Annotated in this window: 14 protein-coding genes and 1 tRNA gene; 8 read left to right on the top strand and 7 right to left on the bottom strand. The window is 39.0% G+C overall.

Annotation, left to right across the window (positions count from 1 at the left end; all coding sequences use genetic code 11):
* The first annotated feature begins 586 nt into the window (after window positions 1-586).
* From M23134_RS38660 to M23134_RS21875, 6 genes are all read left to right on the top strand, one after another.
* Window positions 587-1,237 carry a hypothetical protein gene (locus tag M23134_RS38660; protein ID WP_053337349.1) on the top strand — a complete coding sequence of 217 codons (651 nt, stop codon included), beginning with the start codon at window positions 587-589 and terminating at the stop codon, window positions 1,235-1,237.
* A gap of 50 nt (window positions 1,238-1,287) precedes the next feature.
* Complete coding sequence (locus M23134_RS21855; RefSeq protein WP_045114087.1) at window positions 1,288-2,364, top strand: SO2930 family diheme c-type cytochrome; 1,077 nt, start codon at window positions 1,288-1,290, stop codon at window positions 2,362-2,364.
* Window positions 2,365-2,701: 337 nt separating this feature from the next.
* Entirely contained in the window at window positions 2,702-5,728 is a 3,027-nt protein-coding gene (locus tag M23134_RS21860; RefSeq protein ID WP_082226651.1) for a tetratricopeptide repeat protein, read from the top strand.
* Window positions 5,729-6,736: 1,008 nt separating this feature from the next.
* Complete coding sequence (locus tag M23134_RS21865; protein WP_045114088.1) at window positions 6,737-6,994, top strand: hypothetical protein; 258 nt, start codon at window positions 6,737-6,739, stop codon at window positions 6,992-6,994.
* A gap of 320 nt (window positions 6,995-7,314) precedes the next feature.
* Entirely contained in the window at window positions 7,315-7,572 is a 258-nt protein-coding gene (locus tag M23134_RS21870) for a hypothetical protein (protein ID WP_045114089.1), read from the top strand.
* Window positions 7,573-7,581: 9 nt separating this feature from the next.
* Window positions 7,582-7,845 carry a hypothetical protein gene (locus tag M23134_RS21875; protein ID WP_004156113.1) on the top strand — a complete coding sequence of 88 codons (264 nt, stop codon included), beginning with the start codon at window positions 7,582-7,584 and terminating at the stop codon, window positions 7,843-7,845.
* Window positions 7,846-8,381: 536 nt separating this feature from the next.
* Here M23134_RS21875 and M23134_RS21880 read toward each other — a convergent pair.
* Entirely contained in the window at window positions 8,382-8,822 is a 441-nt protein-coding gene (locus M23134_RS21880; RefSeq protein ID WP_004156116.1) for a thiol-disulfide oxidoreductase DCC family protein, read from the bottom strand.
* Window positions 8,823-8,879: 57 nt separating this feature from the next.
* Window positions 8,880-9,791 (bottom strand): DUF72 domain-containing protein, encoded by a 912-nt coding sequence (locus M23134_RS21885; protein WP_045114107.1) that lies wholly within the window; start codon window positions 9,789-9,791, stop codon window positions 8,880-8,882.
* Between the two features lie 160 nt (window positions 9,792-9,951).
* Between M23134_RS21885 and M23134_RS21890 the strand changes: the two genes are divergently transcribed.
* Window positions 9,952-10,842 carry a hypothetical protein gene (locus M23134_RS21890; RefSeq protein WP_004156118.1) on the top strand — a complete coding sequence of 297 codons (891 nt, stop codon included), beginning with the start codon at window positions 9,952-9,954 and terminating at the stop codon, window positions 10,840-10,842.
* Window positions 10,843-11,094: 252 nt separating this feature from the next.
* Here the strand turns inward: M23134_RS21890 and M23134_RS21895 are convergent, their stop codons facing one another.
* The 3 genes from M23134_RS21895 to M23134_RS21905 all read right to left on the bottom strand — a co-directional run bounded on the left by M23134_RS21895 (window position 11,095) and on the right by M23134_RS21905 (window position 14,724).
* The gene (locus M23134_RS21895; RefSeq protein ID WP_004156122.1) at window positions 11,095-12,009 is read right to left on the bottom strand and encodes a caspase family protein; all 915 of its coding nucleotides are present in this window, start codon (window positions 12,007-12,009) and stop codon (window positions 11,095-11,097) included.
* Between the two features lie 446 nt (window positions 12,010-12,455).
* Window positions 12,456-13,862 (bottom strand): PKD domain-containing protein, encoded by a 1,407-nt coding sequence (locus M23134_RS21900; RefSeq protein ID WP_045114090.1) that lies wholly within the window; start codon window positions 13,860-13,862, stop codon window positions 12,456-12,458.
* Window positions 13,863-13,896: 34 nt separating this feature from the next.
* Complete coding sequence (locus M23134_RS21905) at window positions 13,897-14,724, bottom strand: hypothetical protein (RefSeq protein WP_045114091.1); 828 nt, start codon at window positions 14,722-14,724, stop codon at window positions 13,897-13,899.
* 415 nt (window positions 14,725-15,139) lie between these two features.
* On the opposite strand from M23134_RS21905, the gene M23134_RS21910 reads away from it, so the two are divergent.
* The gene (locus M23134_RS21910) at window positions 15,140-17,902 is read left to right on the top strand and encodes a fibronectin type III domain-containing protein (RefSeq protein ID WP_004156127.1); all 2,763 of its coding nucleotides are present in this window, start codon (window positions 15,140-15,142) and stop codon (window positions 17,900-17,902) included.
* A gap of 257 nt (window positions 17,903-18,159) precedes the next feature.
* Here M23134_RS21910 and M23134_RS41285 read toward each other — a convergent pair.
* Window positions 18,160-18,264: transfer RNA gene (locus M23134_RS41285), tRNA-OTHER, on the bottom strand.
* Window positions 18,265-18,540: 276 nt separating this feature from the next.
* Window positions 18,541-19,323, bottom strand: coding sequence for a DUF7873 family protein (locus M23134_RS21915; protein ID WP_004156128.1), 783 nt, complete (start codon window positions 19,321-19,323; stop codon window positions 18,541-18,543).
* Window positions 19,324-19,493: the final 170 nt, after the last annotated feature.

Below are 19,493 nucleotides of genomic sequence, written 5' to 3' on the forward strand. Positions count from 1 at the left end.
TAAAAAAGGCTAAAAATACTAATGTTCAGTTACTTATGGGTATAGCTTTCCACGTGAAAGTACTACTTTTTGATGATATTTATGTATTTGTCTATGTCATCTTTTGGGAATAGGGTATTTTTTAAGGTTAACATTTTAATCAATTCCTGGTGCTCTTTATCTAAAGAAGCTCTTAAGCAGAATTGTTCATTACATTACTCACTTGCAATAAAACAACTATAGGCGCTTAAAATCATTTTAAAAAGAGAGGTAAGGTGACTCTTTCCACCCACACCTTTTGGGAAAGATAGACTAAATAAAGCATTGGAGCACATAGAGTTATTTTTTGGAAAAGTAGGTGTCAAAGCCAAGAAAATAGAGGAGATAAAAACAGAGTTGACTCAATCTGTAAAAAAAAGCTAACAATATTAACCTGCTGATAAATAGTGCTTTACACTTTTAATCTAATGCATTGTCCCAAGTATTGTCCTCAACAAATGCCCTTGTAATCCTTGGATCAGATGCATACTTACCTCAAATTAGCTTCTGTAACTATCGCAGTTATATTACACTTAATAATTTTTCATTCTTAAATTTTTATAAAACAATGAAAATCATAAAATATGCATTGTCAATTTTTATGTTCTTGCTCATCACAATGCAAGACAAAGCGCAAGCGCAAACTACTACTGTCAGACAAAATGTGATTTTTGATGGGTCGCTCGATAGCAAAGATTCGTGGCGATTTCACCGCTCTAATAATAATTATGGATTGTATGTAGGGCGCGACCCTCAGGGAAATGCGGGCAATCAATGGGAGTTTTTATTTAGATCAGGGGGTACTTTTGAAGCCAAATTTATTCAGATAGGAAGTGTAATTGGTGGAAACAGAAGTACCAGCTATACTGGCAAACGTCCTGTCGGCAATACCTACCGTTTGTCGGTAGATGGTCACATCATTACAGAAAACGTAACTACCCTGCCTAGTGGTAGCTGGCCAGATTACGTGTTTGAAAAAGACTACCAATTGCAAAGTTTGAGTGAGATAGAATCATACATTCAAAAAAACAAGCACTTGCCCAATGTGCCTTCTGCCAAGCAAGTATTAAGTCAAGGGTTTGAGTTGAATGAGATGACCAAGGCATTGCTCCAAAACATAGAAGTGTTGACCTTACATACCATTGCTCAACAAAAGCAATTGAAAAAGCAGGCGCAAGCCATTGAAATACTTCAGAAAAAACTAGCTAATCAAAAATAAATTACTTGAGGGAAGGTAGTGTGCCTTCCCTCTTATTCACTATCCATTTTATGCGCTATCAAATCACAAAAAAAGTTTCTCTCTTAGCCCTTAGTGTCTTTGTGTTTGCTGTAACCCTTGGGCATACCTGGGTTCCTTACTCGACAAAGCTTCCGGAAAGTTATCAAATAAAGCTTTCAGCGTATGGCTTCTTTAAGGGTAAACTAGCTGATTTGCAGCCAGTCAATGGAGTGGTTCCTTATACACTTAATACACCTCTTTTTTCTGATTACGCCCAAAAAGTACGCTTTATAAAACTGCCCCAAGGCAAAAAAACCAGCTATAATGCCAAAGAAGTCTTTGACTTTCCGGTAGGGACTATTCTTATCAAAAATTTCTTTTACCCTATAGATGAACGCTCTCCGGCAAAAGGTAAACGCCTGGTGGAAACTCGCTTACTGATCCATGAAGCAAGCGGCTGGAAAGCTTTACCTTATGTTTGGAATGATGAACAAACTGATGCTTTACTTGAAATTGCGGGCGAAACCAAGCAAGTAAGCTGGATAGATAAAAAAGGAAAAAATCGCCATCTAGGATATATGATTCCTAATATGAATCAGTGCAAAGGGTGTCATGTACGGGGCAAAAAAATGATGCCAATTGGCCCCAGTGCCCGTCAGTTGAATGGTAAATTAACATATAGTAATCACAAAAAAATAAATCAACTGCTGTACTGGCAAAAAACAGGGATGCTACAAGGCCTACCTGCATTAAGTCAGGTGCCCAAAGCTCCTGTATGGAATGATCCTTCTACAGGAGATCTCAACGCCCGTGCCCGTATTTGGTTAGACATCAATTGTGGGCATTGCCACCGTCCGGATGGGCCTGCCAACACCTCTGGCTTATTTTTATATATCCACGAACAAAATATGGCAAAGCTTGGGGTATATAAATCTCCTATTGCCGCAGGCAGAGCCGCACAGTATGCTAAATATGACATACTACCAGGAGAACCTAATCAATCTTTAATCGTGACCCGTCTTGAAGCTACTGATCCTGGAATAAGAATGCCCGAATTAGGAAGACAAATGGTACACCAGGAAAGTATTAAGTTACTCAAACAATGGATAAAAAGGCTTAACAAGTAAATAGATTGGGATAATGAACCTCCTTGCTTATGATAGATGTAGGCAAGTGTAGAAGAAGAAAAAAGGAGTTTTTGACTCCTTTTTTTCTGTATAGCTCACTTCTTTGGTATATTGTTATTTGTCATCAGTGTTGCATAAACTATTTTTTCTTACAAAATATAAAACAATGTACTGAGAGCTTTCTAAATTTTTATAAGTATACATTATTTCATTATCCTTCACCTATTTTTTGCGTCTGGTGCCTGTTTTCTTTCCCCTTTATTCAGGGGTTTATAAAACATATTCGACGCAAGAGTTTTCAACAGTTTATTGTATTATTTAAATCTTTCAATCAACCATGAGAGTTTCATTTATAATGCTATGTATTATGTTGCCTATATTGGTAACTGCCCAAAATAAAAGGCTCATTGACTCGCTAAGTCAACGGCTAAAAAACACAGCTTCTGATAAGCAAAAAATAGAACTATACAATTCAATTGCCTGGCAATACCGTCGCACCCATTTATCAAAAAACCAACATTACGCCCAACAAGCACTTCAGTTGTCTGAGCAAATAGGTACTGCTGAAGGCAAAGCAGAAGCGTATTATGCAATGGGAGGTGGATTGATGGAAAGTGGTAAGTATGATGAAGCCTCTAAACTATATCATCGGGTACTAAGCATTTCTAAAAATGTGCAATATTCGCTGGGACAAGCCAAGGGTTATAACGGTTTAGGTGCGTTGCATGAATATAAACAAAGCTACGCTCAATCAATTATGTACCATCGCAAATCTCTCGAAATAAAGCTGAGAATTGGGATTTTACCAGAAGTCGCCAATAGTTATTATAACATTGGTAATACATATCGCAGGTGGGAAAAGTATGACTCCGCAGCCGTTTATATTCATAAAGCTACTCAAATGGCTTTACGAATTGGACGTACGGGGCAAGCTGCTGATAGTTATGATATATTGGCAATTATTAAAGAAAATCAAGGTAAATTTACCGAAGCCCTTGAGCACTATGTCCGTGCCATTAGTCTATGGGAGAAAATGGGTAACCATGCCCAAACTGCTTTAATTTATAATGACAAGGGGTACCTTTATCAAAGAATGGGTGAATTTGCCAAAGCCCTTTATGCACATAATAAAGCGTTGGCATTATATAAGCGGATAAATTATATAAAAGGGTGTTCACGAGTTTATTTTGGTTTGGGAAGCCTCTATTGGCGGCAAAACAAGTACACCCAGGCAATTAAATACTACCGCCAAGCGCTGCAAATAGACCTTCAGTTGAACAGACAAATGCATGCAGCAAGTGCATATCAGAACATTGGAGGACTCTATAGTGATCAGGCAAAATATAAAGAAGCCCTTCATTATTACCGTAAATCTTTAGAAATAAGACTCAAATCAGGTAATAAATATCAGATTGCCAAAAGTTATTTATATATAGGGCAAGTATATAAAAACAAGAATGAGTACAACAAAGCCAGAAAATATTATTTGAAAATCATTGCTATGAAAAATCAGCTAAACGATGATATTCATATAGCCAAAACCTATTATGGGCTTGGGGTTACTTATTGGTATAGTGGCAATTATCCAAAGGCACTTGATTATTACCAAAAAGCCCTTTCAACATACCAGAAAAATAACCACAAAGAAGAAATTGCCAGATGTTATGATGCCATTGGAATTGTACATGCACAGCAGCAAAACTATGCCTTGGCATTGAAGTTTCTGCTGGAGTCTGAGATGCTGAAGAAACAACTCAATGATAAAAGCAGCTTGATTTATTGTTATAATAATATAGGCAACCTTTATCAAGATAACCATCAATACTTTCTGGCCAAAGCGTATTTTGAAAAAGCACTCACATTGGCAAAATCGATCAATGCACCTCAGGAGATTGCCAATACTTATCTTCAATTAGGGTATTTGGAAGTAAAAAAGAAAAACCCTTCACAAGCAATAGCTTATTTTAGTAAAGTAAAGAAGATGAATAATATTAATACAGAAGCTTTGCTACAGGTTAAGATTTATTGGGGAGTAGCCTGTGTCTATTTGAAGGATTTTCCAGAGGCATTGTTGTTACTTAATGAAGGGTTAAAAACAGCTCAAAAACAACATAGATTATTACTTGTGAAAGTAGCTGCTAAAAATCAAGCTAAAGCTTATGAAGCATTAGGTAGTTACAAAAAGGCTTATAACAGTCATCAAATTTTTAAAGAGGTTTCAGACAGCTTAAATAATGTAAAGGTTACCAGAAAAATAACCCTGCTACAGGCAAGGCATACATTTAACCAAGAAAAAGACTCTATGCAACGAGTCCAGGCGCAAGAGAAAGCACTGTTTCAGAATAAAATGATACAAAAAGACCTGACCAATCGCCTTCAGTCTCGTACCCTTTTATTTGTCTCATTAGGACTACTGACTACACTACTTTTTGCCTTTTACATAAACAAAAGCCGTCAGGTAAAACAGCAGCTGAACCATATATTGATTAATCAACAGCAAGAGCTGAAGTATAAAAATGAAATTCTCGAAATGAGTAAAGAAGAAATTACTACACAAAGAGATATGCTTGAAGAACAAAAACAAGTATTGTCGTTGTATAAAGACCGTACAGGGCAAAGCTTCAGGTCTGCCAGACGAATTCAGAAAGCTTTTCTTCCATCCAAAGAGTACCTCTCTTCTATTTTTAGCGACTTTTTTGTATTGTATTTACCCAAAGATGTGGTTTCAGGTGATTTCTATTGGGCAACCGAAGTAAACAATACAAAGCTTATGGTAGTAGGTGATTGTACAGGACACGGAGTATCTGGTGCTTTTACTACAATGATTACCCATAAATTACTTGATCAGGTCATCAATGTTGAGCAGACTATTTGCCCGGTTACTATCCTCAACAAGATGCAAGACGCATTTCAGCAAAAACTGATGGATGATAAAAATCGCTATGTAGACATAGGGCTGGATGTTACTGTACTTGCAATTGAACCTAAACAATCGCAAGTACAAATAAACTTCGCTGGAGCAAGGCAGAGCTTATGCTATATGCTACCTCAAAACAACAAAATTCACTATATTCCGGGTACCCGTAAGTCAATAGGAGGAATGCGTTTAAAAAATCGGAAGTTTGAAAATCACCAAATATTGTTTCCTGAGGGTAGCCTACTGTATATGGGGTCTGATGGATTGGCTGATCAAAGTAATAGTGACTCTAAAAGATTTGGTACAAACCGCCTTTTAGAAATGTTGGAAAAGAATTATCAATTATCGATGAAACGCCAAAAAAACAAACTGATGAATGAACTTTTTAAATATATGGAGGGTGTAGAACAACGAGATGATATTTTATGGGTAGGAGTTAAACTATAAAAGTAATCTACAGGTGCCTTTCTCTCTAAATTAAACTATTTTAAAACCACACAAAGCGAACAGCACTTTGTGTGGTTTTTTCATTATCTCTTGCAAGCCTTCTTGCTTGTGTTACTCAGTTAAATGTCCCCTTTCTTCTGGTTGGTCTTCAATGTAACTTATTAAATCCAATTCCAGTTTTTTTGCCCATCCGATAAGTTCCTCTCCATCTACCCAAATTCAATGAGGTTTCTTCTTTTTTGAGAGTTGTCAGCAATTTTTTAGCATCTACATTTTCTGAGACACAGGCATCTCATATATAAATCCTCAATATTAATCCCAGTGCATAAGTAAGACACTTTTTAAGGCTACTCAGTATTCCAAAGATTTATATTTTCATGTGAAGTAAAAGGAGGCATTGTACTAAGATTATATTTGGGACTGTTCATAGAATTGTGTCATTTAAATTATTAGGAGCGCACTTTGTTCTCTTACCTTAATATGGACCAGAGAATACATCCACCTGGATTTTTCAAAAAGCAATCTATATAACTCCTTGCCTGGCATTTATGCCACACCAACCCTTGATTAAATTGACAATTCAAACAAGAGTACATCCCTTTGAGATTCAATTCAAATACTTGTTAAATATCTGATATTCAATTGTTTAGTTATTTGATTTATTAACTTATTCCCCTCTCCTGTCCCCTTATAATCCATAGTCAAAACTTGCTTTCGGTGATTAGCTTGTATTATCTTAGCTTTCGTAATTGTGACTGTTAATCGCTTATATATTTTACTTCTGAATACACTACTTAGTGTAAAGTATACAGTGATTAAGCACTAAATAAATTACTTCTCTTTATTGAAAACACTGATTATTGAAAACACATGAACATGGGAGTAATTTGGAATCGCAACACAGGCCTGTTCCCGTAATATCAAGTCGGGGTATTTTGAAAGTAGAAATCAATTAGTTTCCAGCTTTTTATCCAAGTATTATTTATCTATTTCTTAAGATTAGCTATTATGAATCGTCAACCAAACACTAAGTCCACTAACATTAATAATTACATTCAACAATTGGTACATTGCCTAGATACTCTCAACGATCAATCTTTTTGGCAATACGCCCGGTTTTATGGCATTCTTGCTGAAAACTTTCAATATGATCGCTATAAAGCCACCGTCATGCTATTAAAAGCAAACAGGATGAATAATAGTTTTGCAAAAAAAGAACTCAGGCACCTGGGTTTTCAATCTGTTCCAGTCAAAAAAGTAAGCTAACTTCCGCTTTAGATTTAATCAAGTCATCAACGACATAGTATGACTTGGTTGTACTATCCTTTACTAATGAAAGATAGCGTTGTTAAGGTCCCTAACTGGCAGATAGCAAAAGACAAATGTTTGAATTCCGAATTAATGCATTTGATTTTGTGAAACACCCATGTTTTTGGTTTTTCTACGAAAAAAACAAATGCTTCATGTAGAAGACTATTAACATATTACTCTGACCAAGAATGAGGGTTTACTCTGAAAACAGGAGGTATTTTACCTCTTGTTTTTTTACTCATCAATCAGTTTATCATATTTTATTCAAGTATATAATGCACCACTACAATATCAGAAACAAGTCAAATACAAAAGGTGAGTATACTCATCAGTGGAAAAAGATAGTTTGTTCATTAGATAATAACGTTTTTTGGCACTATGCAGGGATGTATGGACTGATACCAAAAAACTATCAAAATAACCGTGAAAAAGCCAGTAAGCATCTATTGAATGCCAGCTTTGTAAGTGAAGAGTTTGCAAAAAAAGAACTTAACTATTTTAGAGTACAGGCACAAAATTTCCGTAAGTTTTAAAATCCTTTAATGAAAAAAAATAACGACAAAATGATGGATAGTTCAGAAATGCCTGCTCCAAAAGTAACTAAAAAGCCTTATATTGAATTATGGAGTCAGAAATTACATACTTTAGATGACACTAACTTTTGGGAGTACCTAAAACTATATGGGATTGTTCAGAAAAATAATAATGGCTGCAGACTCCAAGCTTTAAACAAACTCATTCGAGCCCCTTTTGTTGATGAAAAATTTGCAGTAAGGGAGCTCATGTACCTGAAAAATATAGAGTAATATAGTAAGCTATTATAGAATAGTTGAAAAGGTAAGCCATCTTTCATCGTAAAAGTATGCTTACCTTAAATATTGACTTACAGGTTGCTTTGTATAGATTTACAGTAGTTATGGGCTTTTCACTTTCTTTTACCCCTCCTGCACCATCATTGCCCCATTGATCTTGCGCACAATTTCCTGCACAATAAAATCGGCTGATTGTTGCACCTCCTGACCTTTGGTATCTAGTGCCTTAGTCTCTAAATAAGTCTACTATTAATTGTGATGAATTAACTTCGTTGAGCTCGCGAAAAGCTCGGTTTTGTTTTCTGGCGCACTTCAAAAAGTGCGCATAGCCGTAGCTACGTAAGTTTTTTGAAGTAAAGTCAGCAAGCAAAAGTTTACAGTCCTCCGAGAACAAGCTCGGAGCTGTGAGCTGAACTTGATTCAGGCAGACCGAAAAACCGAGCCTATTTCTAAATCTTAATTCATCGGGGCAGCTATGCTGTGGCGAGCCTTGCGAAGCTAATGTGTAAAGGGGTTTAGTTCCCGAAACATTAGCCCAAAAACCTTGCTTTGAGCTCAGGGGTAGGCATCATACATTCATCTTTTTTGCCATACCAACGATACCTGTTTTTAGCAATGAAGTCATACACCGCATCTCGGATAAAACGAGGTACAATAATAAACCCGTACAACAAACGCCAGGCTCCACCAAACTCACGCGCTACCCTAAGCGCTGCCGTAGATTTTATATAATGCGTATCGCTCTCTATCATCACAAAAGAATCAAGGTCGTCTACCGGGCGGTTAAACTTCCGCAATAATGCCTGTCCTACCTCAGATTGTAGCGAAGCAAATAGAAATTTTTCTTGTTTATCTCTCTTAATAATGGTTTGTACTGCATCATCACACAAATTGCACACTCCATCAAATAGTACAATAGGTTGGGTAGTTTGAGGAACTTGAGTAGGGGGTTGTGTTGTCTGTGTTTTCATAGTTTATATAACGTCTTGCAACTATTCAAAGTTTCAGTATTTTCTGAAAGTTGTGTGCTAAAACAGTGTACCTTGTACTGGAGGACGGTATATTTGGGGAGCTTTCAGGTCAAGCCCACAGGTTTTGTTCAGTGCCCGGATAAGGTAAAGTATCAACTCTGGGGTGGCCTCGTTTTCGTCGGGTTGGTGAATAAAAAGGTAGGCAGATTGCAAACCAAGACTGATGAGTTCCTGAATACGTGCTACCCAGGCATCTATTCGGGTATAGTCGGTAGGGTGCAGGTTGTTGCCCACAAACCGAAGTACCAACGTGGGCGTAGTAAGGCGTTGGTGCAGCACATCGCGCCTGCCCGCTACATCGGTGATTACGGTGGCTACATGATGCTGTTCAAGCAATTGTGCGGCATTTTCAAAATGACCTGCTTTAAACCAGTCAGCATGCCGAAACTCCACCGCCAGCGGTATGTGTTGGGGGAAGTTTGCCAGGTAACGTTGCAGGTGTGCGACATCCTGAGGGCTGAAGTAAGGAGATAACTGCATAAAAGTAGTACCCAAATAATCGCTCAATCCTTCCATTGTTTGAGCAAATACTTGAGTAAAATCGCTTGCTTTGCCCGCAGGCATCAACTTGTGGCTAATATCCTGGGGTACCTTTGGGCAAAACTTAAACCCAGGGCTGGCTTGTGTTTTCCATTTGTTTATAGTGTCGTTGTTTGGCAAAGAGTAGTGGGTACTGTTGAGCTCTATAGTATTAAACTGTTGGGCATAGTGCTTCAGGTATTCTCCCGTAGGTGTTTTTCTAGGGTACAAGGTGCCCACCCAGTTTTTATTACCCCATATAGGGCAACCTATGTATATTTGGGGGGTGTCAGTTTGTTCCCGTTTTTGCAATAGTTGCCGGGTGCCAGCGGCAATAGGAGGGAGGTCAAAATTGATACTATCTGCGGATTCTACTTTACCAAATTTCATATTTATAACAGGGTTTTGTGGCGTAAATTTATACAACTGTCCGTTTGTCTCAAAAGTTTTTTGACTTGGTACCAGATTTACTTCTAAAAGTGCAATCAACGCATCTTGCTTTTGTTATATTTGTTAAAATCAAACTTTTCAAAAACCTAAACTAAATATTATGCAAACTGCATCTTATTACAAAAACTCAGGCACTGTGCCTCCATTAGCACCTGTGCTCATGCTTACCTTGGGAGCAGCCGTTACTTGGGTTATGGCGTTTATCTATGCCTACGCTATTGCTTACATTCCATTTATTTATATCAGCTTTATACTTACCGCTATTTTTGGGTTGGGTATAGGTGTTACGGTAAATTTATGTGGGCAATTTGGTAAAGCGCGTAACGCCACCTTTACTATGACCTCAGCACTGGTGTTGGGTTTATTTGGTGTATATGCTTGTTGGGCAGTGTGGTTCAAAGCCCAAGGAGCCAAAACTGGGTTGTTCATTTCGCCAGATGTACTGTTTAAACTGGTGCAATTTATTGCAGCAGAGGGTGCCTGGAGCATTTTTGACTCTACGCCTACCGGAGGAGCCTTGTATGCTGTTTGGGGCATCGAAGCGGCCATAATTATTGGCGTACCCTTGTACATGGTCAAATCATCGGCCAATGATACTCCTTTTTGCGAGGTGTGTAACAAATGGGCAGACCAGGAAAAAGCTGTAGGACCTTTGGCACCTATCATGGATACCCATGCCTTTAAGTCTCGCATAGAGCAAGGGCATTTTCAGGCCATTTTAGATTTACCGTTGATAGAAGATCGCTATATTCAATATACAATGGTAAAGCTATTGAGTTGTCCTGACTTTGAAAATAGCACCTTGTTTTTGACAGTACAAGCAGTGACAGTAGAAGTAGACGATGACGGCAAAGAAAGCACAGACGAAATTGATATTGTCAAAAACCTCATAATTAATCGTGCAGAATACGAACAATTGCTAAACCATGAGTATGCACAAGAAGTAGCACACGACGAAGACCCGAACGACGAAGATTTGAGAGAAGAATAAACTTAAAATCACATGCATAATGCACATTGTTTTAAGTTCAGTAAATGATAGAACCATAAAAAAAGCAGACTTTATCAAAAGCCTGCTTTTTTTATTATTGAATTTTTTACGATCGTCTGCTACTTTTCTTGGCTGTTTACAGCGTAAAGTGTAAAACTCGGCACCTGTGACATGATTTTTTTTTGCTAAAAATCAATGTGGTGTACAGAGCCTGGCACCGGTACACATCGGCATCTAAGGACTTGCCGATTGTTATTTAAGCCTAAAAACAAACTGCCCCCCTTCGTTGCCTACCCCTTTGAGCGGGTTGCCTATAGGGTTCTGTTCGGTATTGTCGGCCACTGCTACAGTGACATATTGAATAAGTTCTGATACAGCAAATTTGTCTTTTAAGTTATCTTTCAAAAACTTGATCAGGTAAGAAGCAAATGGGCTATTTTTACCCTCCTTGCCGTCCGATACATACTCCAGGTTGCCCGAAGTAAGCCCCCAACGAGATTTTACCTGTTCTACTTTTTCTATATATCCCCGGTGTGCTTCCGAAAACAAAGCTCCTGAAAAACAGGCGTCAGCCACTAAAAATACATGGCGATGGTTCAATGCTTTGATGTATTGCTTAAGCTTAGTATTGGGTATATAAGTAGATGTTTGGTTGATCTTACCCTCTGAAGGTACCCAGTATCCTTCATCAAACGAAGCGTCATAATAGCCATGTCCTGAGTAGTAAATAAACAGGTTGTCCATTCCGGTTCCTTTTTCTTTTAGTTTAGTGAAGGTCTTGCGTACTTTTTCGAGGTTTACATCTTCATTGTACAGCTCATATACGTTTTCCTGAGCAAAACCATACCTTTTCATCAACACCGTTTTTACATCATTGGCGTCTTTGATTGGGTTTTTGAGCGACTTCCAATACTTGTATCTATCCACGGCAAGCACCAGCATAAAGTTTTTTCCAGTACCCCCTACATCAAAATCCAGGTCATCACCTTCGTCGCTTTTACCCTTGCGTAAGTATTTCAGGTCAAAATTATAAGTACGACTATTGGTAAGCGTTTTCTTTACTTTTTTCTTTTTCTTGCCTCTTTCCTGAGCATTGACAGGTAGGGTTGTTGCAAACAATCCTACAATTGCCAGCGACCAGAAAATGAAATGTTTAGTTGTTTTCATTTTGCCTAATATATTTAGGTGATCAAAAGCCAGAGTTTAAATGTCTTATTAAATGAACGAAGTATGGCTCTATGTAGTTTAATAAAGTGTTTTTAAAGTATTGAGGCTTAGTACACTGTAAAATAAATATCTTATGCTTTTTTCGACTTCTTTTGCCCTCTGACTTCTCTTTACAAAAATCGCGTAGCTTTGGCTATGCTCTATTTGTAAAGATCGCCAGCAAACAAAATAAACTCGAACTAAATGACAACTTACTTAATTTACAGTGTACTTAGGAATAGTACCAAAATAAATTTACATTTTTAACGTCATCTTTCGCTGACAGAATTCGTTAAAAAAACTTGCCGTAGCGCTGCTATGACGCCGTCCCGCAGGGCTGGTTCAACATCCACTGGATATTGCCCTGCCTCTCCTGCCAATATAGAACTTTATTTTTACACCATTCCTTATTGCAGCGATGAGTCAAGGAATACAATAAAAATATCTTTCCGGTTGTTTTTTGTCCCAAAGCTTTCAGTAGAGCCAATCAAAACCAATTGGTGATTGTTGCCAGGGTTTATTGCCAGTTTGTTGCCCTCGTCCTCTTCTTTTCCTCCAATGAGTTTTACCTGTTTTAAGTCTCCTTGTGCATTGTATTTAGCAATGATCATGTCTTTACTGGTAAGAATGTTTTCGTGGGTACCCAATACAATAATGTCTTTGTTGCTATCTTCTTCCACATCAGAAAAAGACTCTTTGCTCAACTCCATTGTTTTGAGCCAGGTAAGTGTACCTGCTTGGTTTACCCTTGCCACAAAAGCATGGGTAGTGTCTCCATCGGTGGTTTCACCCACAAAAATAAAATCCCGGTTATCAGATTGGGTCACCGCCTTGGCTTTGCCTGTAATGCTCAAGGTGGTATTCCATTGTATTTTAAGACTAGGGTCAAACTTTACAATCAATGGGGCGTCATCTTCGAAGCCCACTACCACAAAGCCCCCATCTTGAGTAAGCTCCAGAGACGATACCGTCCAGTTGGCACTGCTTATTTCTTGTTTGTCGAGCAATATGCCATTTTGGGTGTCATATACCTCAAACTGAATAGAAGATTGCCCGCCTACTACTTGCGATGAGCCTACTACTACCAGGTTTCCATTGAGGTCAACCACATCGTTAAAACTTTCATTGAGTTCGGTAGCTACTACTTTTTGCCACTGTAGTTCCCCATCTTTATTCACTTTCAGCACAAAAGCGTCATTTTCGGTGGGGCTGTCTTCTATATAACCTACTACCACAAAACCGCTATCATTGGTAGGACTTATGCGTTGCCCGTATACTTGTCCATCGGCAAGGTTGTTAAAGTCGCGTACCCAAAGTTCGTTACCCGAATTGTCAATTTTGCGCAACTGTAGCACATTCACATTCTTTTTTGCCATCAGTATTGTGCCACTATTGTCTATAGCGGGAGTAAAGTTAAAGCCTACCTCGTCATCAGAGGCAAGCCCAAATGTGGCTAATTCCTTAGGAGTTTCAGTGGCAGGTAATACTTTAATCGTTTGCGTGCTACTGTCTTTGGTAATGCCATCAGGTTTGGTCGTAATCAGTTTTACGGTAAAGTTGCCTATACTGTCATAAGTATGCAAAGGCGATGCATCAGTACTGGTTTTGTTGTCACCAAAGTCCCAAAAAAACTGACTTGCCACCGTAGTTGAGTTTTGCGCAAATTTAACCGTATCGCCCACTTGTACCGTACTTTGTACAAACGAAAAACGGGATTGGAGTTCAATGAATGGAATCTCTTGAATTTGTAAACAGCCAATTAAACCCAGTAACAGTCCTCCAAACAATAGTGAGAGAGTAAATCTATAGTTCATATAAATGTCTTTTTTTGATTGTATTGTACACTGGTTAGAATCGCCAGATCAATGATATTTGACTGCTGCCTGTATACTGATTTACATTAGGAACGATTAAAGGCATTAAGAAAGCCGTTTTCTTTTTATCCTCTTCTTTTTTAGGGGCAAACATTCGTTTATTTTTCAACCCCCTTAAATATACCCCTACTATGTCGGCGATCCAGACTGCCCCCCCTGCTATAAAAAAACCATAAGCCAGACGGCTAGACGTGCGTGCTTTATTGAAGAGTTGTTGGTGGTCGGACAAAGTATTAGGAACGCGGTTGTTGTAGTCGTTGAGTTCGTTGTTGGCTTTGATATAAAACAGTGTGCCTGCTCCCAGCAATGCAAAAGTAGTGGCAGTAATCCACTCGTAATGATAACCATTGCGTACTTTCAGATCGCCCAAACCAGGTAATAACAAAGACCATAAGGCATTTTTGGGACCACCCTTGGCTATTTTAGGTATTTCTTCTGCCTCTATCCGAAACATAATATTCTTACCATTAAAATAAGGGTTATCTTTAAGAAACGACCAACTTACTACTTTACTTTTTCCTACCTGAACGCTATCGCCAAAATCGCCGGAAAGCGAACGCAAAGGACCTTTGAAAGAGTTTCCTTTGTTGTTAGAGTAGAGCAATTGAAGGTTGTAGTAACGATTCTTGGGACCTTTTAAGTCATATTTGATCTTTATACTATTGGTGGAGGTATCAAGCTTGGCACTTAAGAATTTAACCTTCAGGGGACGAGAGTAAAAGATTTGAGCCTGGGTAAGTTCCATGCCTGAAATTAACAAGAGAAATGCGCCAATAAAAATTCGGGGTAAAAGTTGAGCCATGCCTTTAAGTTCTTTTTTATATACCATGCATTCTACACAAATATAACTTAAAATACGGCAAATAGCCTGTATGCGATTTACTTTTTAAGCCAAAATAACCGTCAACTTGGGGTCATTTTGACGTCATCGTTAGACCTTATATGCCAAGAAAGTAGTAAAACAAGTAGCCTCTTGAAGCAACAATTATCTTGTGAGTCATGAAATAATAGTGGACTTTTTTATGTATTTTAGGGTATCTGGCTCATTTTGCTGTAAAAATGCCTAAATATGATTTACTTTTTAAGTTGGAATAGTATTAAATTTACAGCGATTTTGAATAAATATTACTTGTTATACACAAAGGGCGTTGTATAACTTAATTTACCACCAAAGTAGCACTATATAGCTGACATGGCTATACCAATAAAAATAAACTATGGATATATACACTACCTCTCCTTTCAAATTATTTAGTATAAAAACTGCTTTGTGGACAATAACTCAGGTATTTAGGAGAGTGGCAAAGTGGAGCTTTGGGTGTTTTTTCCTGTGTTTGTTTAGTGTGCATACTTTTGCTCAAACCCCTGAAATAGACATAAGGCTAGGGACAAACAGTATTGCTTCAGGCAATACCGTGGATATAGGCATTGCAAGTATAGGGAGCCCTTCAACCACTACATTTACTATCTTGAATGTAGTGGGACCAGATTTAATTTTAAGTGGCAATCCAAGAGTCATGTTAGGAGGAGCTAATCAATCAGCATTCTCAATTATTCAACCTGTTTTAGGCTCCATACCACAAACCGATGATGATGATTTCACGGTTACCTTTAGCCCCACTACCACAGGGGTACATACTGCTACCTTGACCATTTTAAACAATGATTCTAATGAAGGTACTTACTTGATTAATATTACGGCACAGGCAAGCAGTTTGCCCGCTCCTGCTTTAATTTCTGTAGAGGCAATAGACGGAGTGGTAGATATATTTTGGCAAGACAACAGCACCACTGAGCAAGGTTTTGAAATATACCGGGCTAAAGCGGTTGGCTCAAATACGCCTCCTGTACCTGGTCCTTTTGTAAAAATATTTGATGCCCAGGCCAATGTTGATTTTCATACAGACATAGGGGTAAAAGAAAAAGAGCTGTATATATACAAAGTGTTGGCAGTCGCTCCACCAGGACAAACTAATTCAGGATTTTCTGATACTTTAGCGGTGTTTATACCAGGGCAAGTGCCGGTATCGCCCAGTAGTTTGAACGCAGTGGCGCTTTCTCAAACCGAAATACAAATAGAATGGGAAGACAATGCGACCAATGAAAGTGGATACGTGATTTCCCGTTCAGAAACAGGGGTACCCGGTTCTTTTTCAATAGTGAATACTACTGGGGCAGATGTGGAAAGTTATATAGACAAAGCTGGTCTTGAGTCAAATACTACCTACTATTACAAAGTAAGAGCTGCATCGACAGATGGTTTTTCACCATTTACTACTACAATATTTGCTACTACCTTATCCAATGCTCCTGCCTCACCTACCAACTTATCCGTTACCCCAGTATCAGGTACCGAACTGTTTTTAGAGTGGGACGATGAGTCGAACAATGAAGCTGGCTTTATTATATCACGTACTACCAATCAGTTGGGTACTTTTACTGTCATTGATACGGTGCCCGCCAATGTAACTACTTACCAGGATGTGGGCTTGACCAATAATAAGTCGTATTTTTATCATGTACAGGCATTCAATGGAGACGGCTTGTCTGAAACGCATACAAACATTGCTACAGAAAAAACGGCCGATGTACCTGTTATTCCAACAAATGTACAATTGACCGTAAAAGACTTCAAAACCATTACCGTTTCCTGGGAGGTAAGTGCTGCCCCATCTACTTCGCGTGAAGCTACCGGGTACAGTGTAGAGCTGGCCAATATTTTAGGCATTAAGCCCCCCGAAGGACGTACTACTAATGGACGTAAAGGGTTGCGTACCAACAACGAAGAAGATTTGACGTTTTTTCCAGTGAGGGAGGTAGATGCCAATACGCGTTCGGTTGAAATTACTAATTTGATTCCCAATCAAAAGTATACTTTTAGGGTAGGGGCTTTTAACGACAATGGTAACTCCCCTTATTCGGTCGAAGTCTCTGCGGTTACCCTGCCCGACTTGTCTATTGCTGTACCCAATGCTCCTACCAACCTGATTGCCGAAGCAGTGTCGCATAACGAAATAGACATCACCTGGAGCGATAACTCAAGCAATGAAAGGGTTTTTAAGATAGAACGTAAGTTGAGTAGTGCTACCAACTGGACAGAAATAGGGCAGGTAATTGGAGGGACTACCAGTTTTAGCAGCCTTGGGTTAAAGGAAGATAGCACTTACCACTATCGGGTGCGCGCCAGCAACGATGGAGGAGAGTCGGCTTATTCCAACGTTGATTCGTCTAAGACTGAGTGTAACCTGATTGTATTGGTAACCAATAACTCAGGAGGAATAAACATTTGCTCAGGCAAAACCTCTTTGTTGAAAGTAAACACCAATGTAACCGATGCGGTGTATCAATGGAAAAGGAATGGAGTAAATATTCCTAATGCCAACTTACCTGTGTATAATGCCGATCGCACCGGGGAATATGATTGCCAGGTGATTGCAGGGGATTGTCGTAAGCAATCGAGTGTGCCAGTGGTGGTCATTGTATCCTCTAGTTTCGACGTAAACATACGTACCACTGACAGCCTTACCCAGTCCATGACCACAAGTATACAAGGAGCACAAAGTTATCAATGGTACCACGATTATCAGCCATTAAAAGATGCTATAGCGAGCACTTACCAACCTACTCAAGACGGTTCTTACTTTGTGGTGGTTACCAACAACGATTGTTCGGTTACCTCTAACCTGATTACTGTGGCAATGACTGCTACCGGACTGAGCAAAAACAAGCTCTCTGGCAACATGAGATTGTCACCTAACCCCGCCGTGAGCCAGTCGGTGCTGGAAGTAGAGAACAATATATACGGTAAGTACACCATTACCATTACCGACTTGCAGGGGCGAGTGTGTATGGTGCTGGAAGGTAAAAAGACCCAGACTTTGCTTCATAGAGAGCTGCCTGTACAAAAATTGCCACAAGGGGTGTATTTGGTGAGGCTAAAAATGAAAGATATAGAAGGGGTGCAAAAACTGGTGAGGTAGGTATCATTGAGATACCAACACTCCCGCATTCTTCACATAACAACGATGAATATATCCCATTAAAGTTGGATAGGTGAGTAACAAGGTGAGTATGTGATTGTTAGGGTTTGTAAGTCATTGAAAAACAATCGAATAAAAAAAGGCGGACAGCTCATACCCATCTGTCCGCCTTATAAGGTGCCTAATTTTAAGTCAGGTGCGTTTACCAATTTCGCCACTCGCCCAGGTAATACCTGCTTTATCAGTGATAAGCATTGTGGGCGAGGAGGGATTCGAACCACTCAATACCGAAAATAATATTCATTGAACTTTCACCACGGATTTTATAACTTATAACCGCTGCTCTACCTCTGAGCTACCCCGAATGATTGCTGAACTATTTTCGGTGATCTGAAAACATAGACTCGGGGAAAGGATTCGAACCTTTGTCCAACGGTGTTCTATCTGCGAGAAGTTCTATAAATATTTTTTAAACTAAAACTATGAAGCTGTACACTGTAACTAATCGGCTACCAAACGGTGATTTCGCGTCGAGAGCACCAAACGGGTTGGGTGTTTGGTTGCGTCAACCTACGTCTTTGTGTTCAGTGCCTTATTAAACTAAAACTAAGACTGATACTAGGCTTCATAAGACCTTCTTACGGGTTTATAATATCTTTGTTTATAAACTCGAATAATTTTGTGGCAAGCTCGCTTTGCACCGCCTCTGCTTCATTGGCTTTGGAACGGGTGGTTTTCACGGCTTCCAGTACTGTATCTATGCGCTTCAACAGTTCTGCCTTGTCACGGGTAGATATTTTGGTACTGGTATATACAGTTTCGTACTTACCCACCTGAGCATCGGTGCTTGATTCGCGAATCTCGGCAGGAAAATGCTCTGTAGGGGGATGTATTACAATATGTTTGGTGCGTTTTTCGGTTTTGTACTTGTGCTCAGGGTCAGTTTTTTTATACCCTCTACTTTTACCCTCATCATCTTTCCAGTCTTTAGTAGGGTCAAGCGTAGGAATGGCCTCATAAAAACGGCGTACCTTGGCAAGGTAGTTTTCCAGGGCAAGCAACGAAGTAGCACTTACATCGCCATAACTTTTGCCTTCTATCATCAATTCGGCACGTGCCGCCCCTGACGAGTTGGTTTCTTCTTTGGTAAGCGTAGTATTGAGGTATTTGCATACAATATCCGACGCATAAGCCACATTCTCAATAATTGTATAATTGATAATTTTATTATCAGTAGTCATTCGTTCGCCTTCACCTTCCAATGGAATCAATACCCTGGTGAGTCCGTCAAATCGGGTATCGTTTTTAGTGAAGTTGGCAGTTTGCTCATTCAGAATTTTTTCAGACTGGGCCTTATTGGTTGCTTCTACGGCAAGTACTGCGTGGAGTTTGTTTTTGTTTTTTTTATTGTCTTTACTCATCTCTTGATTAGTTTTTTCAATAGTTTCTTTGGTGTATAGATTTACCTATACGCAGAGGTGTGTAAATAGATGCAAAATTTGAACGCTTACTGCCCAAGAAGGAAGGAAACATTATGAATTGTAAAATGGTAGAATTGTAAATCAGGCTAAGTTATCCTACCATTTGCCGA

This window comes from Microscilla marina ATCC 23134, from assembly GCF_000169175.1.
Lineage (GTDB): Bacteria > Bacteroidota > Bacteroidia > Cytophagales > Microscillaceae > Microscilla > Microscilla marina.